The sequence below is a fragment of the Burkholderia sp. Se-20378 genome, assembly GCF_017104665.1.
Classification (GTDB): domain Bacteria; phylum Pseudomonadota; class Gammaproteobacteria; order Burkholderiales; family Burkholderiaceae; genus Burkholderia; species Burkholderia lata.
In genome coordinates this window covers 1-19,856 of record NZ_JAAGPG010000115.1, presented here as the reverse complement: position 1 = coordinate 19,856, position 19,856 = coordinate 1, and the positions used below count along the sequence as shown (strand labels likewise).

Below are 19,856 nucleotides of genomic sequence, written 5' to 3'. Positions count from 1 at the left end.
CGGCGCTCGAACTCGTCGACGCGCTGCGCGACGATCCCGCGCTCGCGCGCTATCACTGGCTGCCGAGCGTGCGCGGCGACCTGCTGGCGAAGCTGCGCCGCGTCGATGAGGCGAAAACCGAATTCCGCCGCGCGGCGGAACTGACGCGCAACGCGCGCGAACGCCAATTGCTCCTCCGGCGCGCGACGGACGCGTGACCCGCGCACCCCGCGCGGGCGCCGGGCCACGCGCACCGCGCACCGCGCACCGGCCACCGCGCACCGAGCACCGCGCCCCGCGCACCCCGCACCGAGCGCCGAGCACCGAGCACCGAGCACCGAGCACCGAGCACCGAGCACCGAGCACCGAGCACCGAGCACCGAGCACCGAGCACCGAGCACCGAGCACCGCGTACCGCGTACCGCGTACCAAGCACCAAGCACCAAGCACCAAGCACCAAGCACCAAGCACCAAGCACCAAGCACCAAGCGCGGTGCGTGCCTGCCACCGTGCCACCGCGCCACCGCGCCCCACATCCCGCCAAGCACTATCGCCCGGATTGAAAAAGCCTATTGGGGGATGCGAACGCGAGCGCCTAGATTGAAGGTCACGATGCGCGCGCCCGGCACACGCATCGTTCCCCACATACCTGATCGGCCCGGCTTGGCACGCGGCCGCGCCGACTCGAACGGAGGCGCAAATGGCTCAACTCAAGGGCAGCAAAACCGAAGAGAACCTGAAGGCCGCATTCGCGGGCGAATCGCAGGCGAACCGGCGTTATCTGTATTTCGCTTCGAAGGCTGACGTCGAAGGCCAGAACGACGTCGCCGCGCTGTTCCGCTCGACCGCCGAAGGCGAAACCGGCCATGCGCACGGCCATCTCGAATACCTGGAAGCCGTCGGCGATCCGGCGACGGGCTTGCCGTTCGGCTCATCGCGGCAGAATCTCGAATCGGCGATCGCCGGCGAAACGCACGAATACACCGACATGTATCCGGGCATGGCGAAGGCGGCGCGCGACGAGGGCTTCGACGAAATCGCGAACTGGTTCGAGACGCTCGCGAAGGCTGAACGCAGCCACGCGAACCGCTATACGAAGGCGCTGGACAGTCTCGTCGACTGACGGGCCGCCGCGGGCCGCACGGCAGGCCGTGCGACCGGCAAGCGGCCGGCTGTTCGTTCATCGCTGCCCGCATCGCGCGGGCGGCGCTGGCGCGCATGCGCGCCATGCTGGATGGAGCGCCCCATGCCCCACAAGGAAGGCAGTCTCGAAGCCCCGACCCGGCATCCGCTCGACTGGCAGTCCGACGCGTTCTACGACCAGGCCGCGATCGATGCGGAAATGACGCGCGTGTTCGACATCTGCGCCGGATGCCGGCGCTGCGTGTCGTTGTGCGGCGCGTTTCCGACGCTGTTCGATCTGGTCGACGACACGCCGATGGGCGATATCGATGAGGTGCCGAAGGAAGCGTTCGGCAAGGTCGTCGACCAGTGCTACCTGTGCGACCTCTGCTACATGACGAAGTGTCCGTACGTGCCGCCACATGCATGGAACGTCGACTTTCCACACCTGATGCTGCGCGGCAAGGCCGCGCGCTACAAGCGCGGCGAAGCGACGCTGCGCGACAAGGTGCTGTCGAACACCGACGCGCTCGGCCACTTCGCCGGCATTCCGATCGTCACGCAGGCGGTGAACGCGGTGAACCGCACGCCGCCCGCGCGCCACGCGCTCGAGGCGACGCTCGGCGTCGATCGCAACGCCTGGCTGCCGGAATTCGCGCCGCGCAAGTTCCGGCGCACGGCGAAGCCCTCGGACGGCTTGCCGGTGCGCGACGGCGAACGCACGCCCGGCAAGGTCGCGATCTACGCAACCTGCTACGTGAATTTCAACGAGCCCGGCATCGGCCATGACCTGCTCGCGATCCTCGCGCATAACGACATCCCGTACGAACTCGTCACGCGCGAAGCCTGCTGCGGGATGCCGCTGCTCGAGCAGGGCAATCTCGCCGGCGTGGCCGCGAAGAAGGACGTGAACCTGCCCGTGCTCGAACGCTATGCACGCGAAGGCTATGCGCTGATCGGCGCGATCCCGAGCTGCGTGCTGATGTACAAGAGCGAGCTGCCGCTGATGTTCCCCGGCGACGAAGCGGTGCGCGCGGTGGCCGAAGCATTCTGGGATCCGTTCGAATACGTGATCGCGCGGCATCGCGACGGACTGCTGAAGACCGATTTCAAGACGGGCCTCGGCACCGTGTCGTATCACGTGCCGTGCCACGCGCGCGTGCAGAACATCGGCCGCAAGACGGCCGACGCGCTGTCGCTCGTGCCCGATACGCGCGTGAACGTCGTCGAGCGCTGCTCGGGCCATGCGGGCACGTTCGGCGTGAAGAAGGAGTTTCACGCGGACGCGATGCGGATCGGCGGGCCCGTGTTCAAGGCGATGGCCGAGCCGCAGCCGGATTTCGTGTCGTCGGACTGCGCGCTGGCCGGCCATCACATCGTGCAGGGCATCGACGACAAGGGGCTGCCGTCCGCGCCGCTCGCGCATCCGCTCACGCTGCTGCGCCGCGCGTACGGCATCTGAGCCGCCGCCGGCCGACCCACGAGGACCTCCCATGACGTTGACCCGCGACTCCCTGCTGACGCTCGAAGCGTACGCGAAGATCCGCAAGTCCGAACACGCGCGGCTCGTTGCGTACAAGCGCCGCCGCGCGGTGGCGCTCGGCAATCACCTGCGCTTCCTGTTCGAGGACGAAACGACGATCCGCTATCAGATCCAGGAGATGCTGCACATCGAGAAGATCTTCGACCAGGCCGGCATCGAAGGCGAGCTGGACGCATATCTGCCGCTCGTGCCCGACGGCACGAACCTGAAGGCGACGATGCAGATCGAGTATGAGCACGAGATCGAGCGGCGTGCGGCGCTCGCGCGGCTGATCGGTGTCGAGGATCGCGTGTACCTGCAGGTCGACGGGCATGCGAACGTCTACGCGATCGCCGACGAGGATCTCGACCGCGACACCGCCGAGAAGACGTCGGCCGTGCACTTCGTGCGCTTCGAGCTCGATGCGCCGATGCGGGCGGCGCTCAAGAGCGGGGCGGCACTGTCGATCGGCTGCGATCACCCGGCCTACACGATGCCGCCGCAGCGCGTGGATGCGGACGTGACCGTCTCGCTGGCCGGCGATCTGCGCTGACGCGTCCGCTGCGCGTCCTGCCCACCGGTTTGCTTTTTCCGTTCCGACCCGAAACGGGATTTCCGTTCCCGATGCGGCGCGATCGCTCACCTGTCGCCGCGAAGATGTAACAGGCGTCACGAGTTTGCGCGTGGCGAAAAATGTGCATCGCGCGTCACCGTGCTTTCATCACTCGCAGAGAAACAATAAAAAGATTGTGCACGGGGATAATTAAAATCGGCGGAATTTGAATGATTTACCGATTCGTGAATATCTCGTTACGCTTTTTTCCCTGATTTACCGATGTCGGGAAGCAATGCGCGGGATTGTTGCCGGCAAGGGTCGGAGCGGCCCGAAAATGCCCATAAAAAGGTATTCTTCATACGCTGCAGAGCACCGCCAGACGGGGCTTTGCAGCAGCGGGCATAAAGATCTCGCAAAAAAATTCAAGCGTAAATACATTACGCATCCATGGCAGGTTGTTTCAGTGCGTAACATTAAGTCATTGTCATATTGAGATAAACCCTAGGGATGGTATGCTTCGTGCACAAAAATTCCCACATTGGAGTGAGACCGTGATTTGTGCGTCATTGCCGGGAATGGCGGCACCGTGAAAGTGCGGTGCTGCACCGGCATGCACAACACCGGATAACCATAATGTGCAACCTGGCCGCCCCGCGACGCGATGTGTCGCGACGGCGCCGCCAATCGCAGCCCCGGCCTGGCTGCGTGGAGAGATCTACTATGTTCTTCGATGAGCTTAACGATGAAGAGTGGTTTCGTCTTTCAACGCTGATCGCCGATGAACCCATCCGGCTGAACCGTCGTGGGCGTCCACGAGCCGAACCGCGCGTCGTTGCCAACGCGGTGCTCTGGATCCTGACGACCGGTGAAGCCTGGTCGAAGTTGCCCGGTCGTTATCCGTCCGGGCCGACGTGCCGTCGCCGTTACGAGGAGTGGCTGGCGTCCGGCACGCTGCTGCAGATGATCGACGTGCTGACCCAGTTCAGCGGGCGCACGTTCGCGTATATTCCGCCGCCGCCGGTGCCGGTCGTGCCCGCGCGCCGTGCCGAGCCCGTGCCCGACAACGATCGCTTGCGCGGCGTGTTCTGGCAAAACCCCGAATCGTGGCAATTGCCGGTCGCTCAGGCAAACGTTTGGGAGGGCGAGGGCGCGTCGTTGAGCGCGATGCCGGTCGACGAAGTGGTCGATCCGTCGGCCGTGTCGTTCGCGGTGCCCGGTGCGCCGTCGACCGAGCTGCGCCATGCGCATGCGTCGTCGGCGAGCTTCGCCGCGGCCGAACCGCAAGTCGACGGATATCGCGGCTATACGATCTGCGGCATCGCGCAGCCCGTGCAGAACCTGATGTATCGCGCGTGGGCCGAGATTTCGCAGGACGACCGGCGCGTCGAGCGCTCGGGCCTGATCGGCCCGCGCTTCACCGATGCGGAGGAAGCCGAACAGTTCGCGCTCGACTGGGCGCGCCAGTGGATCGATCGCCATGGCGCGAGCGACGAACCGGCGCGCGAGCCGCAAGGCGAGGTGCTGGCCGGCCTGTCCGCGCTCGCGCGTGCCGAGTCGGACATCCAGCGCTTCATCGCCGAGCGTCATGCGAGCGCGCTGTCCGAAAGCCGCAACGATCCGGTGCAGCCGGAGCGCCGCGAGTACGTGTACCGCGTCGGCTGATCGCCGGCCCGCCGAAACGCGCGGGCCGTCGTGTGCCACGACGCCCGCGCGGAAGTCCCGTCTTTCCATGCTTGCCTTGCCTGGGGCGCCGCTGTCGAAGCGGCGCCCCATGTGCACGTGCGTTACCGCCGGCCGTAGGTATCGTCGAAGCGGACGATGTCGTCCTCGCCGAGATACGCGCCCGACTGTACTTCGATCAGCTCGAGCGGCATCTTGCCCGGGTTCTCCAGGCGGTGCGACACGCCGAGCGGGATGTACGTCGATTCGTTTTCGGACAGCAGGAAGGTTTCGTCGCCGCGCGTGATGCGCGCGGTGCCGCGCACGACGATCCAGTGTTCGGCGCGGTGGTGGTGCATCTGCAGCGACAGTTGCGCGCCTGGCTTCACGACGATGCGCTTCACCTGGAAGCGCTCGCCCATGTCGACCGAGTCGTAGTGGCCCCACGGGCGATGCACCTTGCGGTGATCGGTCGCTTCCGCGCCGCGTTGCGCCTTGATGCGCCCGACGATTTTCTTCACGTCCTGCACGCGCGACTTGTCCGCGACGAGCACGGCGTCGGGCGTTTCGACGACGACGAGGTTCTGCGTGCCGACGCAGGCGACGAGCCGGCTTTCCGAATGCGCGAACGTCGATTCGGCGCCTTCGAACAGCACATGGCCGCGGCTGACGTTGTCGGCCTCGTCCTTCGGCGAGATCTGCCAGATCGCGTCCCACGAGCCGACGTCCGACCAGCCCGCGTCGAGCGGCACGACGACGCTTTCGCACAGTTGAGGAAGGTTCGCGAGCGGCTCCATCACCGCGTAGTCGATCGAGTTCGACGGCGACGCGGCGAAGGCCTCGCGATCGATGCGGAAGAAATCGCCATCGGCCTTGCCCTGGGCGACGGCCTGTTCGCAGGCCGCGTAGATCGCTGGTTCGAGCTGGCGGATCGCCTTCAGCCAGACCGAGGCGCGCACGATGAAGATGCCGCTGTTCCACCAGTATTCGCCGGATGCGACGTACTGCTGAGCGAGTTCGAGATGTGGTTTCTCGACGAAACGGTCGAGGCGGCGCACGTCGAGTTTGCCCGTCGCGGCGTCGCCGAGCGGCGCGCCGACGCGGATGTAGCCGTAGCCGGTTTCCGCATGCTTGGGCACGATGCCCATCGTCGCGATCTTGCCTTGCATCGCGCAGTGCACGCCGGCCGCGACGGCTGCGTGGAAGCGCGGCAGGTCGGCGACCGCATGGTCGGCCGGCATCACGGTCATCACCGCATCGTTGCCGCCGGCGACCAGCCGCAACGCGGCGAGCGTCAGCGCTGGCGCGGTGTCGCGGCCGATCGGCTCGAGCATGATCGACGCCGATTTGCCGGTCAGGCGCAGCTGTTCGGCGGTGGTGAAGCGGTGATCCTCGCCGCATACGATCAGCACGTCGTCGTTCAGCGGATGATCGGCCGCCAGGCCGTCGAGGCGCAGCGCGGTCGACTGCAGCAGCGAATGTTCGCCGAGCAGGCCGATCAGCTGTTTCGGAAAACGTTCGCGCGACATCGGCCACAGGCGCGTGCCGGACCCGCCGGCGAGAATCACCGGTTGCACGGCGACCCGCGTGCCGGCGGCGGGGGTGACGGAAGAAGAATGGCGCGTTTCGGCAGCCACGGCCGGAGCATTCATGAGGACACTCTCCACGGTTGAAGTCAATGCCTGTCGTTGTAGCACGAAGTAAATCGACAATAAAACCGGGCCCATTGCCTGATATTCGCCAGGCATTCATCGGGAAGAATTTTCCTCGCTAGCATCCGATGCAAATAAAAAAGTAAAAAATAAATCGGTGAATCGGCTGGTCTTGACCACCAGCAAAGGGTGAGCGGAAATCGTAAAGCTTCCGAAAAATTCTCGATTTCCGGGCATTTCGGGAAAACGTGCCGATTTAATTCAAAAACTTCGCGGCAAGAATTTCCGATTATTTTTCGAAATACTTGTGCGCTTGAGGAGGAATTTTCTTGTCGCTTCAATAGCGTCATGCAACGTTTGAATCGAATGTGCGGCACGGGTCGCACAAGGAGCTGTTCGGCAAACGCCTGTTCAGAGAGGAAGCAGACATGTTGAGCGTGCTGGCGAGAGTCATCGATATCGCGATGGTCGTGACGGGGGCGCTGATCGCCGCCGCGCTGCACGGTGGCAGCATCTGGCTCAACGACCTGCAGCGCACGATGATGCTGTTCGATTGCCTGCTCGTCGTCGTGTGCTTTCCCGCGTTCGGTATCTACCAGTCGTGGCGCGGCAAGCGTCTCGTCGGTCTGGTGGGGCGGGTTGCGTTCGCGTGGCTGGTGGTCGAGCTCGCGGGCATCCTGCTGAGCTTCAGCTTTCATCAGTCGGGCGACCTGTCGCGGCTGTGGCTGGGTTACTGGGCGCTCGCGACGATGGCGCTGCTGGTCGGTTCGAAGGCCTGCGTGCACGTCGTGCTGCGCCAACTGCGCCGCGGCGGCTACAACCTGAAGGCGGTCGCGATCGTCGGCGGGACGCCGGCGGCGCGGCGGCTGATCGCCCAGATGCGGGCGCGGCCGGAAGCCGGTTTCAACCCGGTGTGCGTGTACGACGAAAGCGAAGCGCCGGGCGAAGTCGCGCTCGACGACGTGCGCATCGAGCGGCAGTTCGAATCGCTGGTGTGGCTGGTGCGCAGCCGCGCGATCAGCGAGCTGTGGCTCACGCTGCCGATCACGGAAGAGCGCCGGATTCACCAGATCGTGACGGTGTTCCGCCACGACTTCGTGAATATCCGCTTCATCCCGGACGTGCGCACGCTGTCGTTCTTCAACCAGGAAGTGGTCGAGGTGCTCGGCGTGCCGGCGATCAACCTCGCGGCGTCGCCGATCACCGACGTGCGGATCCTGCCGAAGTTCGTGTTCGACCGGGCGTTTGCGCTGTTCGCGTTGACGGGCCTCGCACCGGTGATGCTGCTGATCGCGTGCCTGATCAAGCTGACGTCGCGCGGGCCGGTGTTCTTCCGCCAGAAGCGCAAGGGCATCGACGGGCACGAGTTCGAGATCTACAAGTTCCGCTCGATGAAGGTGCACCAGGAAGTGGCGGGGCAGGTCACGCAGGCGAAGAAGAACGATTCGCGCGTGACGCCGGTCGGCCGGTTCCTGCGCCGCACGAGCCTCGACGAGCTGCCGCAGTTCATCAACGTGCTGAAGGGCGAGATGTCGGTCGTCGGCCCGCGCCCGCATGCGCTCGCGCACGACGACATCTACAAGGATCTGGTCAAGGGCTACATGTTCCGCTACCGGATCAAGCCGGGCATCACCGGGTGGGCGCAGATCAACGGCTTTCGCGGCGAGACCGACCAGATCGAGAAGATGATGGGACGCGTGAAGCTCGATCTGTACTACATGCAGAACTGGTCGTTCTGGCTCGACATCAAGATCGTCGTGCTGACGCTCTGGAAAGGCTTCACCGGCAGCAACGCGTACTGAGCACCGAGATCGCGCCACGCAGGCATTCCGGTTTTACGAATTTCGAATCATTGGTCAAGAGGTCCGACACATCATGAATCTGACTATCATCGGCAGCGGTTACGTAGGTCTTGTCACCGGCGCGTGTCTCGCCGACATCGGGCACGACGTGTTCTGTCTCGACGTCGACCAGGCAAAGATCGACGTCCTGAACAACGGCGGCGTGCCAATCCACGAACCGGGCCTCAAGGAAGTGATCGCGCGCAACCGCTCGGCCGGCCGCCTGCGCTTCTCGACCGATATCGAGGCCGCGGTCGCGCACGGCGACGTGCAGTTCATCGCGGTCGGCACGCCGCCGGACGAGGACGGTTCGGCCGACCTGCAATACGTGCTCGCGGCCGCACGCAACATCGGCCGCTACATGACGGGCTTCAAGGTGATCGTCGACAAGTCGACGGTGCCGGTCGGTACGGCCGAGCGCGTGCGCGCGGCCGTGGCGGAAGAGCTCGCGAAGCGCGGCGGCGACCAGATGTTCTCGGTCGTGTCGAATCCGGAATTCCTGAAGGAAGGCGCGGCGGTGGACGATTTCACGCGGCCGGACCGCATCGTGATCGGCTGCGACGACGATGTGCCGGGCGAGCGTGCCCGCGAGCTGATGAAGAAGCTCTACGCGCCGTTCAACCGCAACCACGAACGCACGCTGTACATGGACGTGCGCTCGGCCGAATTCACGAAATACGCGGCGAACGCGATGCTCGCGACCCGCATCTCGTTCATGAACGAACTGGCGAACCTCGCTGACCGCTTCGGCGCGGACATCGAGGCCGTGCGCCGCGGGATCGGCTCCGATCCGCGCATCGGCTATCACTTCCTGTACGCCGGCTGCGGCTACGGCGGCTCGTGCTTCCCGAAGGACGTCGAGGCGCTGATCCGCACGGCCGACGAGCACGGCCAGGCACTGCAGATCCTGAAGGCGGTGTCGTCGGTCAACGCCACGCAAAAGCGCGTGCTCGCCGAGAAGATCGTCGCGCGCTTCGGCGAGGACCTGACCGGCCGCACGTTCGCCATCTGGGGTCTCGCGTTTAAGCCGAACACCGACGACATGCGTGAAGCGCCGAGCCGCGAGCTGATCGCCGAGCTGCTGTCGCGCGGGGCGCGCATCGCTGCGTACGACCCGGTCGCGCAGCAGGAAGCGCGCCGCGTGATCGCGCTCGATCTCGCCGATCACCCGAGCTGGCTCGAACGCCTGAGCTTCGTCGACGACGAGGCGCAGGCCGCCCGCGATGCCGACGCGCTCGTGATCGTCACCGAATGGAAGATCTTCAAGAGCCCCGATTTCGTCGCGCTCGGCCGCTTGTGGAAATCGCCGGTGATCTTCGACGGCCGCAACCTGTACGAGCCGGAGACGATGAGCGAGCAGGGCATCGAGTATCACCCGATCGGCCGGCCGGGCTCGCGCCAGGCTGTCGCCGCCCGTGTACCGGGCACCGCGCCCGCGAGCGCGTAACCCGTTTCCCGTCACTCGTAACGAGACGCCATGTTCCGGAACATCCTGATCGTCTGCCACGCGAACGTCTGCCGCAGCCCGGCAGCGGAAATGCTGTTCAAGTCGCACGCCGCGTCGCGCGGCGGCCCGCGCCCGACGTTCCACTCGGCGGGCGTGCATGCGAACGACGGCGACGGCATCGATCCGATGATGCGTCAGCTGCTCGCCGAGCGGGGCGTCGATGCGACGACCCACCGCTCGCGGCGGCTGTCGCGCCGGATCGTGCGCGACGCCGACCTGATTCTCGTCAGCGAGCGTGAACAGATCAAGGCCGTCGAATCGGTCGATCCGTTCGCGCGCGGCAAGGTCCACCTGCTCGGCAAGTGGGAAGGGGCCGAGATTGCCGATCCGCACGGCGGCCCCGAGGCCGATTACCGCGAGAGCTACTCACTGATCGAACGTCTGGTTCAAGGATGGCTACAGAAACTATGCTGAAACGCCCGATGCGCCCGGTGGCGCTTGCCGTCGCGCTGACGACTTTCCTGTCAGCCTGTGCAACCGCGCCCGGCAACTACCTCGACTCGTCGAACCTGAAGGACGAAGGCCGCCAGCAAGCGGCTGAAACCTATCCGGTTCATTACATCGACGCCAAAGTGGTGATGGACCAGCTGCAGAAAGCGCAGGTCGATCATCCGCTGCCGCCCGGACGTTATACCGATCCGTCGGAGTACGTGTATCGCGTCGGCCCGCAGGACATCCTCGGCGTCACCGTGTGGGACCACCCCGAGCTGACGACGCCGCAGGGCCAGTCGTTCTCGAGCGGCGGCAACACGACGCAGACGGTCGCGGGTGCGCTGCAGCAGCCGTATACGACCGCGCTGCCGGGCCAGGCCGATCCGTACGGCCAGACAGTGGCCGCCGACGGCACGATCTTCTTCCCGTTCGTCGGCCGCATCAAGGTGGCCGGCAAGACCGTCGCGCAGATCCGCGAGCAGATGGCCACCACGCTGTCGCGCTACGTGAAGAATCCGCAGCTCGACGTGCGCGTGCTGTCGTTCCGAAGCCAGAAGGTGCAGGTGACGGGCGAGGTGAAGCAGCCGGGCCCGCTCGCGGTGAGCGACGTGCCGCTGACGCTCGTCGACGCGATCTCGCGCTCGGGCGGCTCGACCAACGAGGCCGACCTGCAGCGCGTGCGCCTGACGCGCGACGGCAAGCTCTACACGCTCGACGCGAACGGCGTGCTCGATCGCGGCGAAGTGAAGCAGAACGTGATGCTGCAGCCGGGCGACATCGTCAACGTGCCGGACCGCAGCGACAGCCGCGTGTTCATCATGGGCGAGGTCAAGACGCCGGTCACGGTGCCGATGCTCAAGGGCAGGCTGACCATCGCCGACGCGCTGACCGCGGGCGGCGGCATCCTCGACACCGACGCGAACCCGCGCAAGATCTACGTGATGCGCGGGATGCGCGACAACCCGACGAAGCCTGAAGTGTTCCGTCTCGACATGACGCAGCCGGATGCGCTGATGCTGTCGAGCCGCTTCCCGCTTCAACCGCTCGACGTCGTCTACGTCAGCACGGCCAGCTCGGTGCAGTTCAACCGTGTGCTGCAGCAGGTGCTGCCGACGATCCAGACGATCTTCTACATGCGGCAAATCACGCGCTGATAGCCCGCCGGGGCGGCGCCTCCGCCCCGGCACCACTCAAGCGGGAACGAATGGTGAACACGCAAGCGAAACACTCCTACGCGGATCTGTCCGCGAAAACCGAGGAAGAGGACGTCGTCCTCGGCCAGTTGCTCCAGGTGATCATGGACGACATCTGGCTGCTGCTCGGCATCGCGGTCACGGTCGTGGCGCTCGCCGGCCTCTACTGCTACATCGCGAAGCCGGTCTACCAGGCCGACGTGCACGTGCGGGTCGAGGGCAACGACAACACGTCGCAGGCGCTCACGCAGACGCAGACGGGCGCGATGATCAACAGCGGCCCGCAGCAGGCGCCGACCGATGCGGAAATCGAGATCATCAAGAGCCGCGGCGTGGTCGCGCCGGTGGTCGAGCAGTTCAAGCTGAACTTCTCGGTCGTGCCGAAGACGCTGCCGGTGATCGGCAGCCTCGCCGCGCGCATCGCGTCGCCGGGCGAACCGGCGCGGCCGTGGCTCGGCCTGAAGTCGTACGCCTGGGGCGGCGAAGTCGCCGACGTCGATTCGATCAACGTCGTGCCCGCGCTCGAAGGCAAGAAGCTGACGCTGACGGCCGGCCCGAACGGCACCTATTCGATCGTCGACCAGAACGGCATGCGGCTGCTGTCGGGTCATGTCGGCGAATCGGCGCAGGGCGGCGGCGTGACGCTGCTCGTGTCGAAGCTCGTCGCGCGCCCCGGCACGCAGTTCACGGTGGTCCGCTACAACGATCTCGACGCGATCAGCGGCTTCCAGACCGGCATCCAGGTGACCGAGCAGGGCAAGCAGACGGGCGTCGTGCAGATCTCGCTCGAAGGCAAGGACCCGGACCAGACCGCCGCGATCGCGAACGCGCTCGCGCAGTCGTACCTGAACCAGCACGTGGTCGCGAAGCAGGCCGAAGCGACCAAGATGCTCGACTTCCTGAAGGGCGAGGAGCCGCGCCTGAAGGCCGACCTCGAACGCGCGGAAGCCGCGCTGACGCAGTACCAGCGCACGTCGGGCTCGATCAACGCGAGCGACGAGGCGAAGGTCTACCTCGAGGGCAGCGTGCAGTACGAGCAGCAGATCGCCGCGCAGCGCCTGCAGCTCGCGTCGCTCGCGCAGCGCTTCACCGATTCGCACCCGATGGTGATCGCCGCGAAGCAGCAGCTCGCGGAGCTGCAGGGCGAGAAGGACAAGTTCAGCAACCGCTTCCGCAGCCTGCCGGCCACCGAAGTGAAGGCCGTCCAGTTGCAGCGTGACGCGAAGGTTGCCGAAGACATCTACGTGCTGCTGCTGAACCGCGTGCAGGAGCTGTCGGTGCAGAAGGCCGGCACGGGCGGCAACATCCACCTCATCGATTCGGCGCTGCGTCCGGGCGATCCGGTCAAGCCGAAGAAGGTGCTGATCCTGTCGGCCGCGGTGTTCCTCGGGCTGATCCTCGGCACGGGCGTCGTGTTCCTGCGCCGCAACATGTTCCAGGGCATCGAGGATCCCGACCGCATCGAGCGCGCGTTCAACCTGCCGCTGTACGGGCTGGTGCCGCAAAGCGCCGAGCAGGTGAAGCTCGACGCGCAGGCCGAGAAGGGCGGCAGCCGTGCGCGGCCGATTCTTGCGAGCCTGCGTCCGAAGGATCTCAGCGTCGAGAGCCTGCGCAGCCTGCGCACCGCGATGCAGTTCGCGATGATGGATGCGAAGAACCGCGTGATCGTGCTGACGGGCCCGACGCCCGGCATCGGCAAGAGCTTCCTGACGGTCAACCTCGCGGTGCTGCTCGCGCATTCGGGCAAGCGCGTGCTGCTGATCGACGCCGACATGCGCCGCGGCCTGCTCGATCGCTACTTCGGCCTCACGTCGCAGCCGGGCCTATCCGAGCTGCTGAGCGACCAGTCGGCGCTCGAGGACGCGGTGCGCGAGACGCCGGTGCAGGGCCTGTCGTTCATCTCGGCCGGTACGCGCCCGCCGAACCCGTCGGAACTGCTGATGTCGACGCGCCTGCCGCAATACCTGGAAGGGCTCGGCAAGCGCTACGACGTCGTGCTGATCGATTCGCCGCCGGTGCTGGCGGTGACCGACGCAACCATCATCGGCCGCATGGCCGGCTCGACGTTCCTCGTGCTGCGCTCGGGCATGCATACCGAAGGCGAGATCGCCGACGCGATCAAGCGCCTGCGCACCGCGGGCGTCGATCTGGAAGGCGGGATCTTCAACGGCGTGCCGCCGAAGGCGCGCGGCTACGGCCGCGGCTATGCGGCCGTGCACGAATACCTGAGCGCCTGATCCGCATCGCACGTAACCGGGCGGGCAGCGTGTGTTGCCCGCCCGGCCGACAGGAGAACCAACGATGAAAATTTCCGTGCTCGTTCCGACCTATCGGCGTCCCGCCGACCTCGCGCGCTGCCTGCTGGCGCTGCAGCGGCAGCATCGGCTGCCCGACGAGGTGATCGTCGTCGCGCGCCCGGAGGATGACGCCACGCACGAACGGCTTGCCGATCCGGCGGTCGGCGGCGCGCTGCCGCTGCGCATCGTGCCGGTCGACGTGCCGGGCCAGGTCGCCGCGCTGAACAAGGGGCTCGACTCGGCGAACGGCGACATCGTCGCGATCACCGACGACGACGCGGCGCCGCATCCCGACTGGCTCGCGCGCGTCGAGTCGGCGTTCGAAGCCGATCCGCGCGTGGGCGCGGTCGGCGGGCGCGACTGGGTGCACGAGAAGGGCCGCGTGCTCGACGAATCGCGCGAGCTCGTCGGCCAGCTCACGCTGTCCGGCAAGATCGTCGGCAACCATCATCTCGGCGTCGGCGGCCTGCGCGAAGTCGACATGCTGAAAGGCGCGAACATGAGCTACCGCCGCGCCGCGATCGAGCGGCTGCGCTTCGACACGCGGCTGCGCGGGGCCGGTGCGCAGGTGCACAACGACATGGGTTTCAGCATGCACGTGCAGCGCGACGGCTGGAAGCTCGTCTACGACCCGGCGATCGCGGTCGATCATTTCCCGGCCGAGCGCTTCGACGACGACCGGCGCGATGCCGCGTCGCTGAATGCGATCAGCAACGGCGCGTACAACCTGCACCTGATCCTGCGCGAGCATCTGCCGCCGGTCCGGCGCGAGATCGCGTGGTGGTGGTGGACGCTGGTCGGTACGCGCGTCTACCCGGGCCTCGCGCACGTGCTGCTGTCGCTGCATACGGCGAAGCGCGAGCGGATCCGCGAGCACTGGCGCGCGGTGCGCCGCGGCGCGCGCGACGCCCGCCGCGCGAACCTTGCCCCCCATCGTGCGGCGATGCCGCCGGTGACGTCTTGAACGCGCTGCGCGCGCAACGCCGCGCGGCCGAACCCGGAGGAGGGCTCGAATGACTGCAACCAAGGTCCACGTTCACCTGTTTTACGGCGCCGATCCGCGTACCTACCGGAAAGGCGAGAACATCGGCTGCCTGTACGGTTATCACCACGCCGAATCCGACGAATTCCGGCTGACCTATTCGCAGGACGGCGGCGAGAGCCGCGTCGCCAGCCTCACGCGCCGCGCGCTGAAGGCGGCGCTCGGCTTCGACGTCGTGCATGCGTGGCGCAACCGTGCCGCGCTGCTGAACACCGACGTGATCTGGACGCACACGGAGCAGGAGCACCTTGCGGCCTCGCTGATCCTGAAGCTCGCCGGTGCACAGGGCAAGCGCCCGCTGCTGCTCGCGCAGAGCGTGTGGCTGTTCGACAAGTGGGGCAGCTTCGGCGGCCCGCGCCGCTGGCTGTACCGCAAGCTGATCGCGCGCGCCGACGCGCTGACCACGCTGGCCCGCGACAACGCCGACCTGTGCCGCCGTTATCTCGGGCGCGACGCCGAGTTCGTCTACTACGGGCTGAACACGCAGGATTTTCCGATCACCGAGCCGCAGCAATGGCAACCGAACCGGCCGTTGCGGATCGCGGCGATCGGCAACGACCGCGACCGCGACTGGCGCACGTTCCTCGCCGCGTTCGGCGGCGACGAGCGCTACGACGTGCGGCTCGCGACGCGCCGCCGCGTGCCGCGCGAGTGGCATGCGCCGAACGTGAAGATCGGCTCGGCATCGGGGCTCGCGAAGCAGCACGAGCTGTACGCGTGGGCCGACGTGATCGTCGTGCCGCTGCGGCCGAACTTCCATGCGTCGGGCATCACGGTAATGCTCGAGGCGGCCGCCGTCGGCAAGCCGATGATCGTGTCGGATGTCGGCGGGCTCAGCGACTACTTTCCGCACGATACGGCCGCCTATGTACCGGCGTTCGACGCACAGGCGATGCGTCAGGCCGCCGATCGCTTCGTCGCCGATCCGGTCGCCGCGCTGGGCTGCGCGCGGGCCGCCTCCGCGTGCCTGCGCGATCGCGACCTGACCACGCAGGCGTTCGCCGAGCAGCACGTGCGGATCACGCGCGACATGCTGCGCCGGCGCCGGACGCCGGCAGCCGCGGGCCTGGCGATGCCGCTCGCGGATTCGCGCCCGTCGTCGCGGTGAGAGCGGATCGATGAGTACGATTACCGCCGAACGCGCACCGTCGCGCAAACGCAACTGGCTTCCCGAGCCGAAGCACTGGGTCGGGCAGGCCGGGCTGTGGACGTTCACAGCCGCGCTGATCGCCATTCACCAGGGCAAGGTGCTGACGCTCGCGTTTCCGGTGCTGGCCATCGCGGTCGGCATCTGGCTGTATTTCAAGAGTCCGGCGCGCTATGTCGGCTTCATGTGGTGGGTCTGGTTCCTGAGCCCGGAAGTGCGGCGTCTCGCCGACTGGTCGAAGGGCGCGTTCACGCCGACGAGCCTGATCCAGGTCGCGCCGCTCGCGGTGACGATGATCGCCGGCCTCGGGCTGATCCGGCATTACCGCGTGCTCGCGCAGCGGCGCGGGATTCCGATCCTGCTGATGCTGTTCGGGCTCGCCTATGCGTACCTCGTCGGGATCGTGTCGAGCGGCGTGATGGCCGCGACCTACGACCTGGCGAACTGGGTGTACCCGGTGCTGATCGGCTTTCACATCATGGTCAACGCGCGCGACTACCCCGAGTACCGCGACGTGCTGCTGTCCACGTTCATGTGGGGCATGCTCGTGATGGGCGTGTACGGCGTCGTGCAGTACTTCGTGATGCCGCAGTGGGACGTGCTGTGGATGATCGGTTCCGACATGGGCTCGCAGGGCGAGCCGGTGCCGTACGGCGTGCGCGTGTTCAGCACGATGAACTCGTCGGGGCCGTTCGCGTTCGCGATGATGGGCGCGCTGGTGTTCGTGCTCGCGGCGCCGCAGAAGATCCGCTGGTTCGCCGGCGCGGCCGGCTTCGTATCGTTCGCGCTGTGTCTCGTGCGCTCGACGTGGGGCGGCTGGGTGATCGCGCTCGCGATCCAGCTCGCGCAGTCGAACAACCGTGTGCGGATGCGGATCCTGATCAGCGGTGTCGTGCTGGTCGGGCTGTGCGTGCCGCTGCTGACCGTCGGGCCGGTGGCCGATCGGCTCGGCGCGCGTCTGCAGTCGATCACGAACCTGAAGGACGACCGCAGCTACGACGACCGCAACAAGTTCTACGCCACCTTCGCGCAGACGGCGTTCACCGACGTCGCCGGCGAAGGGATGGGCGCGACGGGCGCATCCACGAAGCTGTCGAGCGACAGCGGCGAGCTCGGCAAGTACGGCAGCTTCGACAGCGGCGTGATGAACGTGCCGTTCGTGCTCGGCTGGCCCGGCACGCTGCTGTATCTCGCGGGCGTCGTGATGCTGTTCGGCCGCACGCTGCGCGCGGCGTTCAAGCTGCGCAAGGACAAATTCGTCGGCGCGTGCCTGAGCCTGTGCCTGTCGACCTTCGCGATGCTCGTGTTCACGAACTCGCTGATCGGCACGGGCGGCCTGCTGATGTTCACAGCCATTTTTTCGATTCTTTCCGCGGCGCACTGGCAAAAGGCACAACGCCTGCTGGCCGCCGCGCGTTTACGGGGAGGCGACCATTGAGAATCGCGATCGTCACGCACGTCGTGCGACATAACGACGGGCAGGGCCGCGTCAATTACGAAATCGCGCGCGCGGCGCTGGCCGAGAACTACGAGGTCACGCTGGTCGCGTCGCACGTCGCGCCCGAGCTGCTGGCCGACCCGCGCGTGCGCTGGGTGCCGGTGAAGGTCGGCGGCTTCTGGCCGTCGAACCTCGTCAAGCAGCAGGTGTTCGCGCTGAAGAGCGCGGCCTGGCTGCGCGCGCACCACAGCGAATACGACGTGCTGCACGTGAACGGCTTCATTTCGTGGATCAAGGCCGACGTGAATACCGCACACTTCGTGCATGGCGGCTGGTTCAAGAGTCCGTACTATCCGTTCGGGCCGACGAAGGGGCTGTGGTCGGCTTACCAGTACGTCTATACGCGCGTGAACACCACGCTCGAACGCTGGGCGTACAAGCGGTCGCGCGCGATCACGGCCGTCTCGCAGAAGGTGGCCGACGAGATCGCCGGGCTCGGCATCGACAGCCGCAAGATCAGCGTGATCTACAACGGTGTCGACGCCAGCGCGTTCGCGGGCGCACAGGCCGACCGCGCGGCGTTCAAGCTGCCGGACGATGCATTCCTGCTGCTGTTCGTCGGCGACCTGCGCACGCCGCGCAAGAACCTCGGCACGGTGCTGAAGGCGCTGACGAAGCTGCCGGCGAACGTGCATCTGGCGGTGGCCGGCTATCTTCCTGGCAGCCCGTATCCGGAGGAGGCGCGCGCGCTCGGCATCGATTCGCGCGTGCATTTCCTCGGTCTCGTGAAAAACATGCCGACGCTGATGCGCTCGGTCGACGCCTACGTGTTTCCGTCGCGCTACGAAGCGATGAGCCTGTCGCTGCTCGAGGCGATGGCGGCCGGGCTGCCGGTCGTCACCGCGCGCACGGCGGGCGGTGCGGAAATCATCACGCGCGAATGCGGGATCGTGCTGGAGGATCCGGACGATCCGGCGGCGCTCGCGCAGGCGATCGGCTCGCTCGCGGCGTCGCGCGACACCTGTCGCGCGATGGGCGAAGCCGCCCGCGAACTGATGACCCGTTTCGGCTGGGCGCACATGGGCGCCCAGTATGTCGCGCTCTACCGGCGCATCGGCCAACCCACGCAGCCGTCCGCTTTCGAGCGGGCCGAGCATGCAGTCACGCAGGAGCAAACGTGATGTCCCAATCTTCCCGGCCGATCAAATCGTTGCAAATCGGCATGCACTGGTTCCCCGAACGCGCGGGCGGCCTCGACCGGATGTACTACTCGCTCGTCGGCGCGCTGCCGGGCGCGGGCGTCGAGGTGCGCGGGCTCGTTGCCGGCTCGCCGAAGGTTGCCGACGACACGGACGGTGCGATCCAGGGCTTCGGCCCCGCATCGGAGTCGCTCGCGCGCCGGATGCTCGCCGCGCGGCGTGCGCTGCGCGAGGAGATCCGCAGCGAGCGGCCGGACGTGATCTCGTCGCACTTCGCGCTGTACACGTTCCCGGGCCTCGACGTCACACGCGGGATTCCGCAGGTGTCGCACTTCCAGGGGCCGTGGGCCGACGAAAGCCAGGTCGAGGGCGCCGCGTCCCTCGGCCAGCGCGCGAAGCGCTATCTTGAGCAGGCCGTCTATACGCGTTCGTCGCGGTTGATCGTGCTGTCGCAGGCGTTCGGCCAGATCCTGACGAACCGCTACGGGATCGATCCGTCGCGCGTGCGTGTGATTCCCGGCTGCGTCGATACCGCGCAGTTCGATACGCCGCTCACACCGGCCGAGGCGCGGCACAAGCTGCAACTGCCGCAGGACCGGCCGATCGTGCTGGCCGTGCGCCGGCTCGTGCGGCGCATGGGGCTGGAGGACCTGATCGATGCGATCGGCCTCCTCAAGCACCGTCACCCGGACGTGCTGCTGCTGATCGCCGGCAAGGGCAAGATCGGCGAGGAACTGCAGCAGCGCATCGACGAGGCCGGGCTGCAGGACAACGTGAAACTGCTCGGCTTCGTGCCCGACAACCATCTCGCGGCGCTGTACCGCGCGGCGACGGTCAGCGTCGTGCCGACGGTCGCGCTCGAAGGCTTCGGGCTGATCACGGTCGAATCGCTCGCGTCCGGCACGCCCGTGCTGGTCACGCCGGTCGGCGGGCTGCCGGAGGCGGTTGCCGGGCTGTCCGACGATCTCGTGCTGCCGTCCACGGGCGCGGACGCGATCGCGGAAGGGCTCGGTGGCGCGCTGTCGGGCGCGATCACGTTGCCCGACGAGGCCGCATGCAAGCGCTATGCACGTGATCATTTCGACAACTCGGTGATCGCGCGGCGCGTTGCCGGCGTGTACGAAGAGGCGATCCAGGCGGCAGGCTGAGTGCGCCGCGGTGCGCAACCTGCGCGCCGAACCGACAGTCGAACCGGCACGCGTGCGTGGCCGGTTCGCGTACCGGCCGCCCGTAGAGGGCGAGCCGGTTTTCTCCATCCGATACGCGGCGA

General features: G+C 66.8%; 15 protein-coding genes and 1 pseudogene. 15 read left to right on the top strand and 1 reads right to left on the bottom strand.

Going from position 1 to position 19,856, the window contains the following annotated elements; genetic code table 11:
• The 5 genes and pseudogenes from G3N93_RS14965 to G3N93_RS14945 form a co-directional block, all read left to right on the top strand.
• A pseudogene (locus tag G3N93_RS14965) lies at positions 1-197 on the top strand (RNA polymerase subunit sigma-24); the annotation flags it as partial.
• 482 nt (positions 198-679) lie between these two features.
• Positions 680-1,102, top strand: coding sequence for a rubrerythrin family protein (locus G3N93_RS14960; protein ID WP_011355874.1), 423 nt, complete (start codon positions 680-682; stop codon positions 1,100-1,102).
• A 123-nt stretch (positions 1,103-1,225) separates the two neighbouring features.
• A complete protein-coding gene (locus G3N93_RS14955) occupies positions 1,226-2,563 on the top strand; it encodes a heterodisulfide reductase-related iron-sulfur binding cluster (protein ID WP_206133371.1) in 1,338 nt (445 codons plus the stop codon).
• 31 nt (positions 2,564-2,594) lie between these two features.
• Entirely contained in the window at positions 2,595-3,176 is a 582-nt protein-coding gene (locus G3N93_RS14950) for a DUF3501 family protein (RefSeq protein ID WP_206133370.1), read from the top strand.
• A 723-nt stretch (positions 3,177-3,899) separates the two neighbouring features.
• Positions 3,900-4,841: a transposase gene (locus tag G3N93_RS14945; protein ID WP_174938991.1), complete on the top strand. Its 942-nt coding sequence runs from the start codon at positions 3,900-3,902 to the stop codon at positions 4,839-4,841.
• A gap of 122 nt (positions 4,842-4,963) precedes the next feature.
• Here G3N93_RS14945 and G3N93_RS14940 read toward each other — a convergent pair whose 3' ends face one another.
• Positions 4,964-6,490 (bottom strand): mannose-1-phosphate guanylyltransferase/mannose-6-phosphate isomerase, encoded by a 1,527-nt coding sequence (locus G3N93_RS14940; RefSeq protein ID WP_174938716.1) that lies wholly within the window; start codon positions 6,488-6,490, stop codon positions 4,964-4,966.
• 428 nt (positions 6,491-6,918) lie between these two features.
• On the opposite strand from G3N93_RS14940, the gene G3N93_RS14935 reads away from it, so the two are divergent.
• The 10 genes from G3N93_RS14935 to G3N93_RS14890 all read left to right on the top strand — a co-directional run bounded on the left by G3N93_RS14935 (position 6,919) and on the right by G3N93_RS14890 (position 19,734).
• A complete protein-coding gene (locus tag G3N93_RS14935) occupies positions 6,919-8,292 on the top strand; it encodes an undecaprenyl-phosphate glucose phosphotransferase (RefSeq protein ID WP_206133369.1) in 1,374 nt (457 codons plus the stop codon).
• Positions 8,293-8,365: 73 nt separating this feature from the next.
• Positions 8,366-9,778 (top strand): UDP-glucose/GDP-mannose dehydrogenase family protein, encoded by a 1,413-nt coding sequence (locus G3N93_RS14930; protein ID WP_174944583.1) that lies wholly within the window; start codon positions 8,366-8,368, stop codon positions 9,776-9,778.
• A 30-nt stretch (positions 9,779-9,808) separates the two neighbouring features.
• On the top strand, positions 9,809-10,252 hold the full coding sequence (locus G3N93_RS14925; RefSeq protein ID WP_069251044.1) for a low molecular weight protein-tyrosine-phosphatase: 444 nt from the start codon (positions 9,809-9,811) through the stop codon (positions 10,250-10,252).
• Positions 10,246-11,424: a polysaccharide biosynthesis/export family protein gene (locus G3N93_RS14920; protein ID WP_174938989.1), complete on the top strand. Its 1,179-nt coding sequence runs from the start codon at positions 10,246-10,248 to the stop codon at positions 11,422-11,424. Before G3N93_RS14925 ends, G3N93_RS14920 begins: the two co-directional genes overlap by 7 nt.
• Before the next feature lie 50 nt (positions 11,425-11,474).
• Positions 11,475-13,700: a polysaccharide biosynthesis tyrosine autokinase gene (locus tag G3N93_RS14915; RefSeq protein WP_174938710.1), complete on the top strand. Its 2,226-nt coding sequence runs from the start codon at positions 11,475-11,477 to the stop codon at positions 13,698-13,700.
• A gap of 64 nt (positions 13,701-13,764) precedes the next feature.
• On the top strand, positions 13,765-14,724 hold the full coding sequence (locus G3N93_RS14910) for a glycosyltransferase family 2 protein (RefSeq protein ID WP_206133368.1): 960 nt from the start codon (positions 13,765-13,767) through the stop codon (positions 14,722-14,724).
• Between the two features lie 49 nt (positions 14,725-14,773).
• A complete protein-coding gene (locus tag G3N93_RS14905) occupies positions 14,774-15,910 on the top strand; it encodes a glycosyltransferase family 4 protein (RefSeq protein WP_206133367.1) in 1,137 nt (378 codons plus the stop codon).
• Between the two features lie 10 nt (positions 15,911-15,920).
• Positions 15,921-17,387 (top strand): O-antigen ligase, encoded by a 1,467-nt coding sequence (locus G3N93_RS14900; RefSeq protein WP_174938704.1) that lies wholly within the window; start codon positions 15,921-15,923, stop codon positions 17,385-17,387.
• Positions 17,384-18,568: a glycosyltransferase family 4 protein gene (locus G3N93_RS14895; RefSeq protein ID WP_206133366.1), complete on the top strand. Its 1,185-nt coding sequence runs from the start codon at positions 17,384-17,386 to the stop codon at positions 18,566-18,568. The genes G3N93_RS14900 and G3N93_RS14895 overlap by 4 nt, the downstream gene beginning before the upstream one ends.
• On the top strand, positions 18,568-19,734 hold the full coding sequence (locus G3N93_RS14890) for a glycosyltransferase family 4 protein (protein WP_206133365.1): 1,167 nt from the start codon (positions 18,568-18,570) through the stop codon (positions 19,732-19,734). The genes G3N93_RS14895 and G3N93_RS14890 overlap by 1 nt, the downstream gene beginning before the upstream one ends.
• The last annotated feature ends 122 nt before the right edge of the window (positions 19,735-19,856 follow it).

Excerpts from the sequence above, each read along its gene's own strand:
- G3N93_RS14960 (WP_011355874.1), top strand. The coding sequence starts at position 680 with ATGGCTCAACTCAAGGGCAGCAAAACCGAAGAGAACCTGAAGGCCGCA.
- G3N93_RS14955 (WP_206133371.1), top strand. The coding sequence starts at position 1,226 with ATGCCCCACAAGGAAGGCAGTCTCGAAGCCCCGACCCGGCATCCGCTC.
- G3N93_RS14950 (WP_206133370.1), top strand. The coding sequence starts at position 2,595 with ATGACGTTGACCCGCGACTCCCTGCTGACGCTCGAAGCGTACGCGAAG.
- G3N93_RS14945 (WP_174938991.1), top strand. The coding sequence starts at position 3,900 with ATGTTCTTCGATGAGCTTAACGATGAAGAGTGGTTTCGTCTTTCAACG.
- G3N93_RS14940 (WP_174938716.1), bottom strand. The coding sequence starts at position 6,490 with ATGAATGCTCCGGCCGTGGCTGCCGAAACGCGCCATTCTTCTTCCGTC.
- G3N93_RS14935 (WP_206133369.1), top strand. The coding sequence starts at position 6,919 with ATGTTGAGCGTGCTGGCGAGAGTCATCGATATCGCGATGGTCGTGACG.
- G3N93_RS14930 (WP_174944583.1), top strand. The coding sequence starts at position 8,366 with ATGAATCTGACTATCATCGGCAGCGGTTACGTAGGTCTTGTCACCGGC.
- G3N93_RS14925 (WP_069251044.1), top strand. The coding sequence starts at position 9,809 with ATGTTCCGGAACATCCTGATCGTCTGCCACGCGAACGTCTGCCGCAGC.
- G3N93_RS14920 (WP_174938989.1), top strand. The coding sequence starts at position 10,246 with ATGCTGAAACGCCCGATGCGCCCGGTGGCGCTTGCCGTCGCGCTGACG.
- G3N93_RS14915 (WP_174938710.1), top strand. The coding sequence starts at position 11,475 with ATGGTGAACACGCAAGCGAAACACTCCTACGCGGATCTGTCCGCGAAA.
- G3N93_RS14910 (WP_206133368.1), top strand. The coding sequence starts at position 13,765 with ATGAAAATTTCCGTGCTCGTTCCGACCTATCGGCGTCCCGCCGACCTC.
- G3N93_RS14905 (WP_206133367.1), top strand. The coding sequence starts at position 14,774 with ATGACTGCAACCAAGGTCCACGTTCACCTGTTTTACGGCGCCGATCCG.
- G3N93_RS14900 (WP_174938704.1), top strand. The coding sequence starts at position 15,921 with ATGAGTACGATTACCGCCGAACGCGCACCGTCGCGCAAACGCAACTGG.
- G3N93_RS14890 (WP_206133365.1), top strand. The coding sequence starts at position 18,568 with ATGTCCCAATCTTCCCGGCCGATCAAATCGTTGCAAATCGGCATGCAC.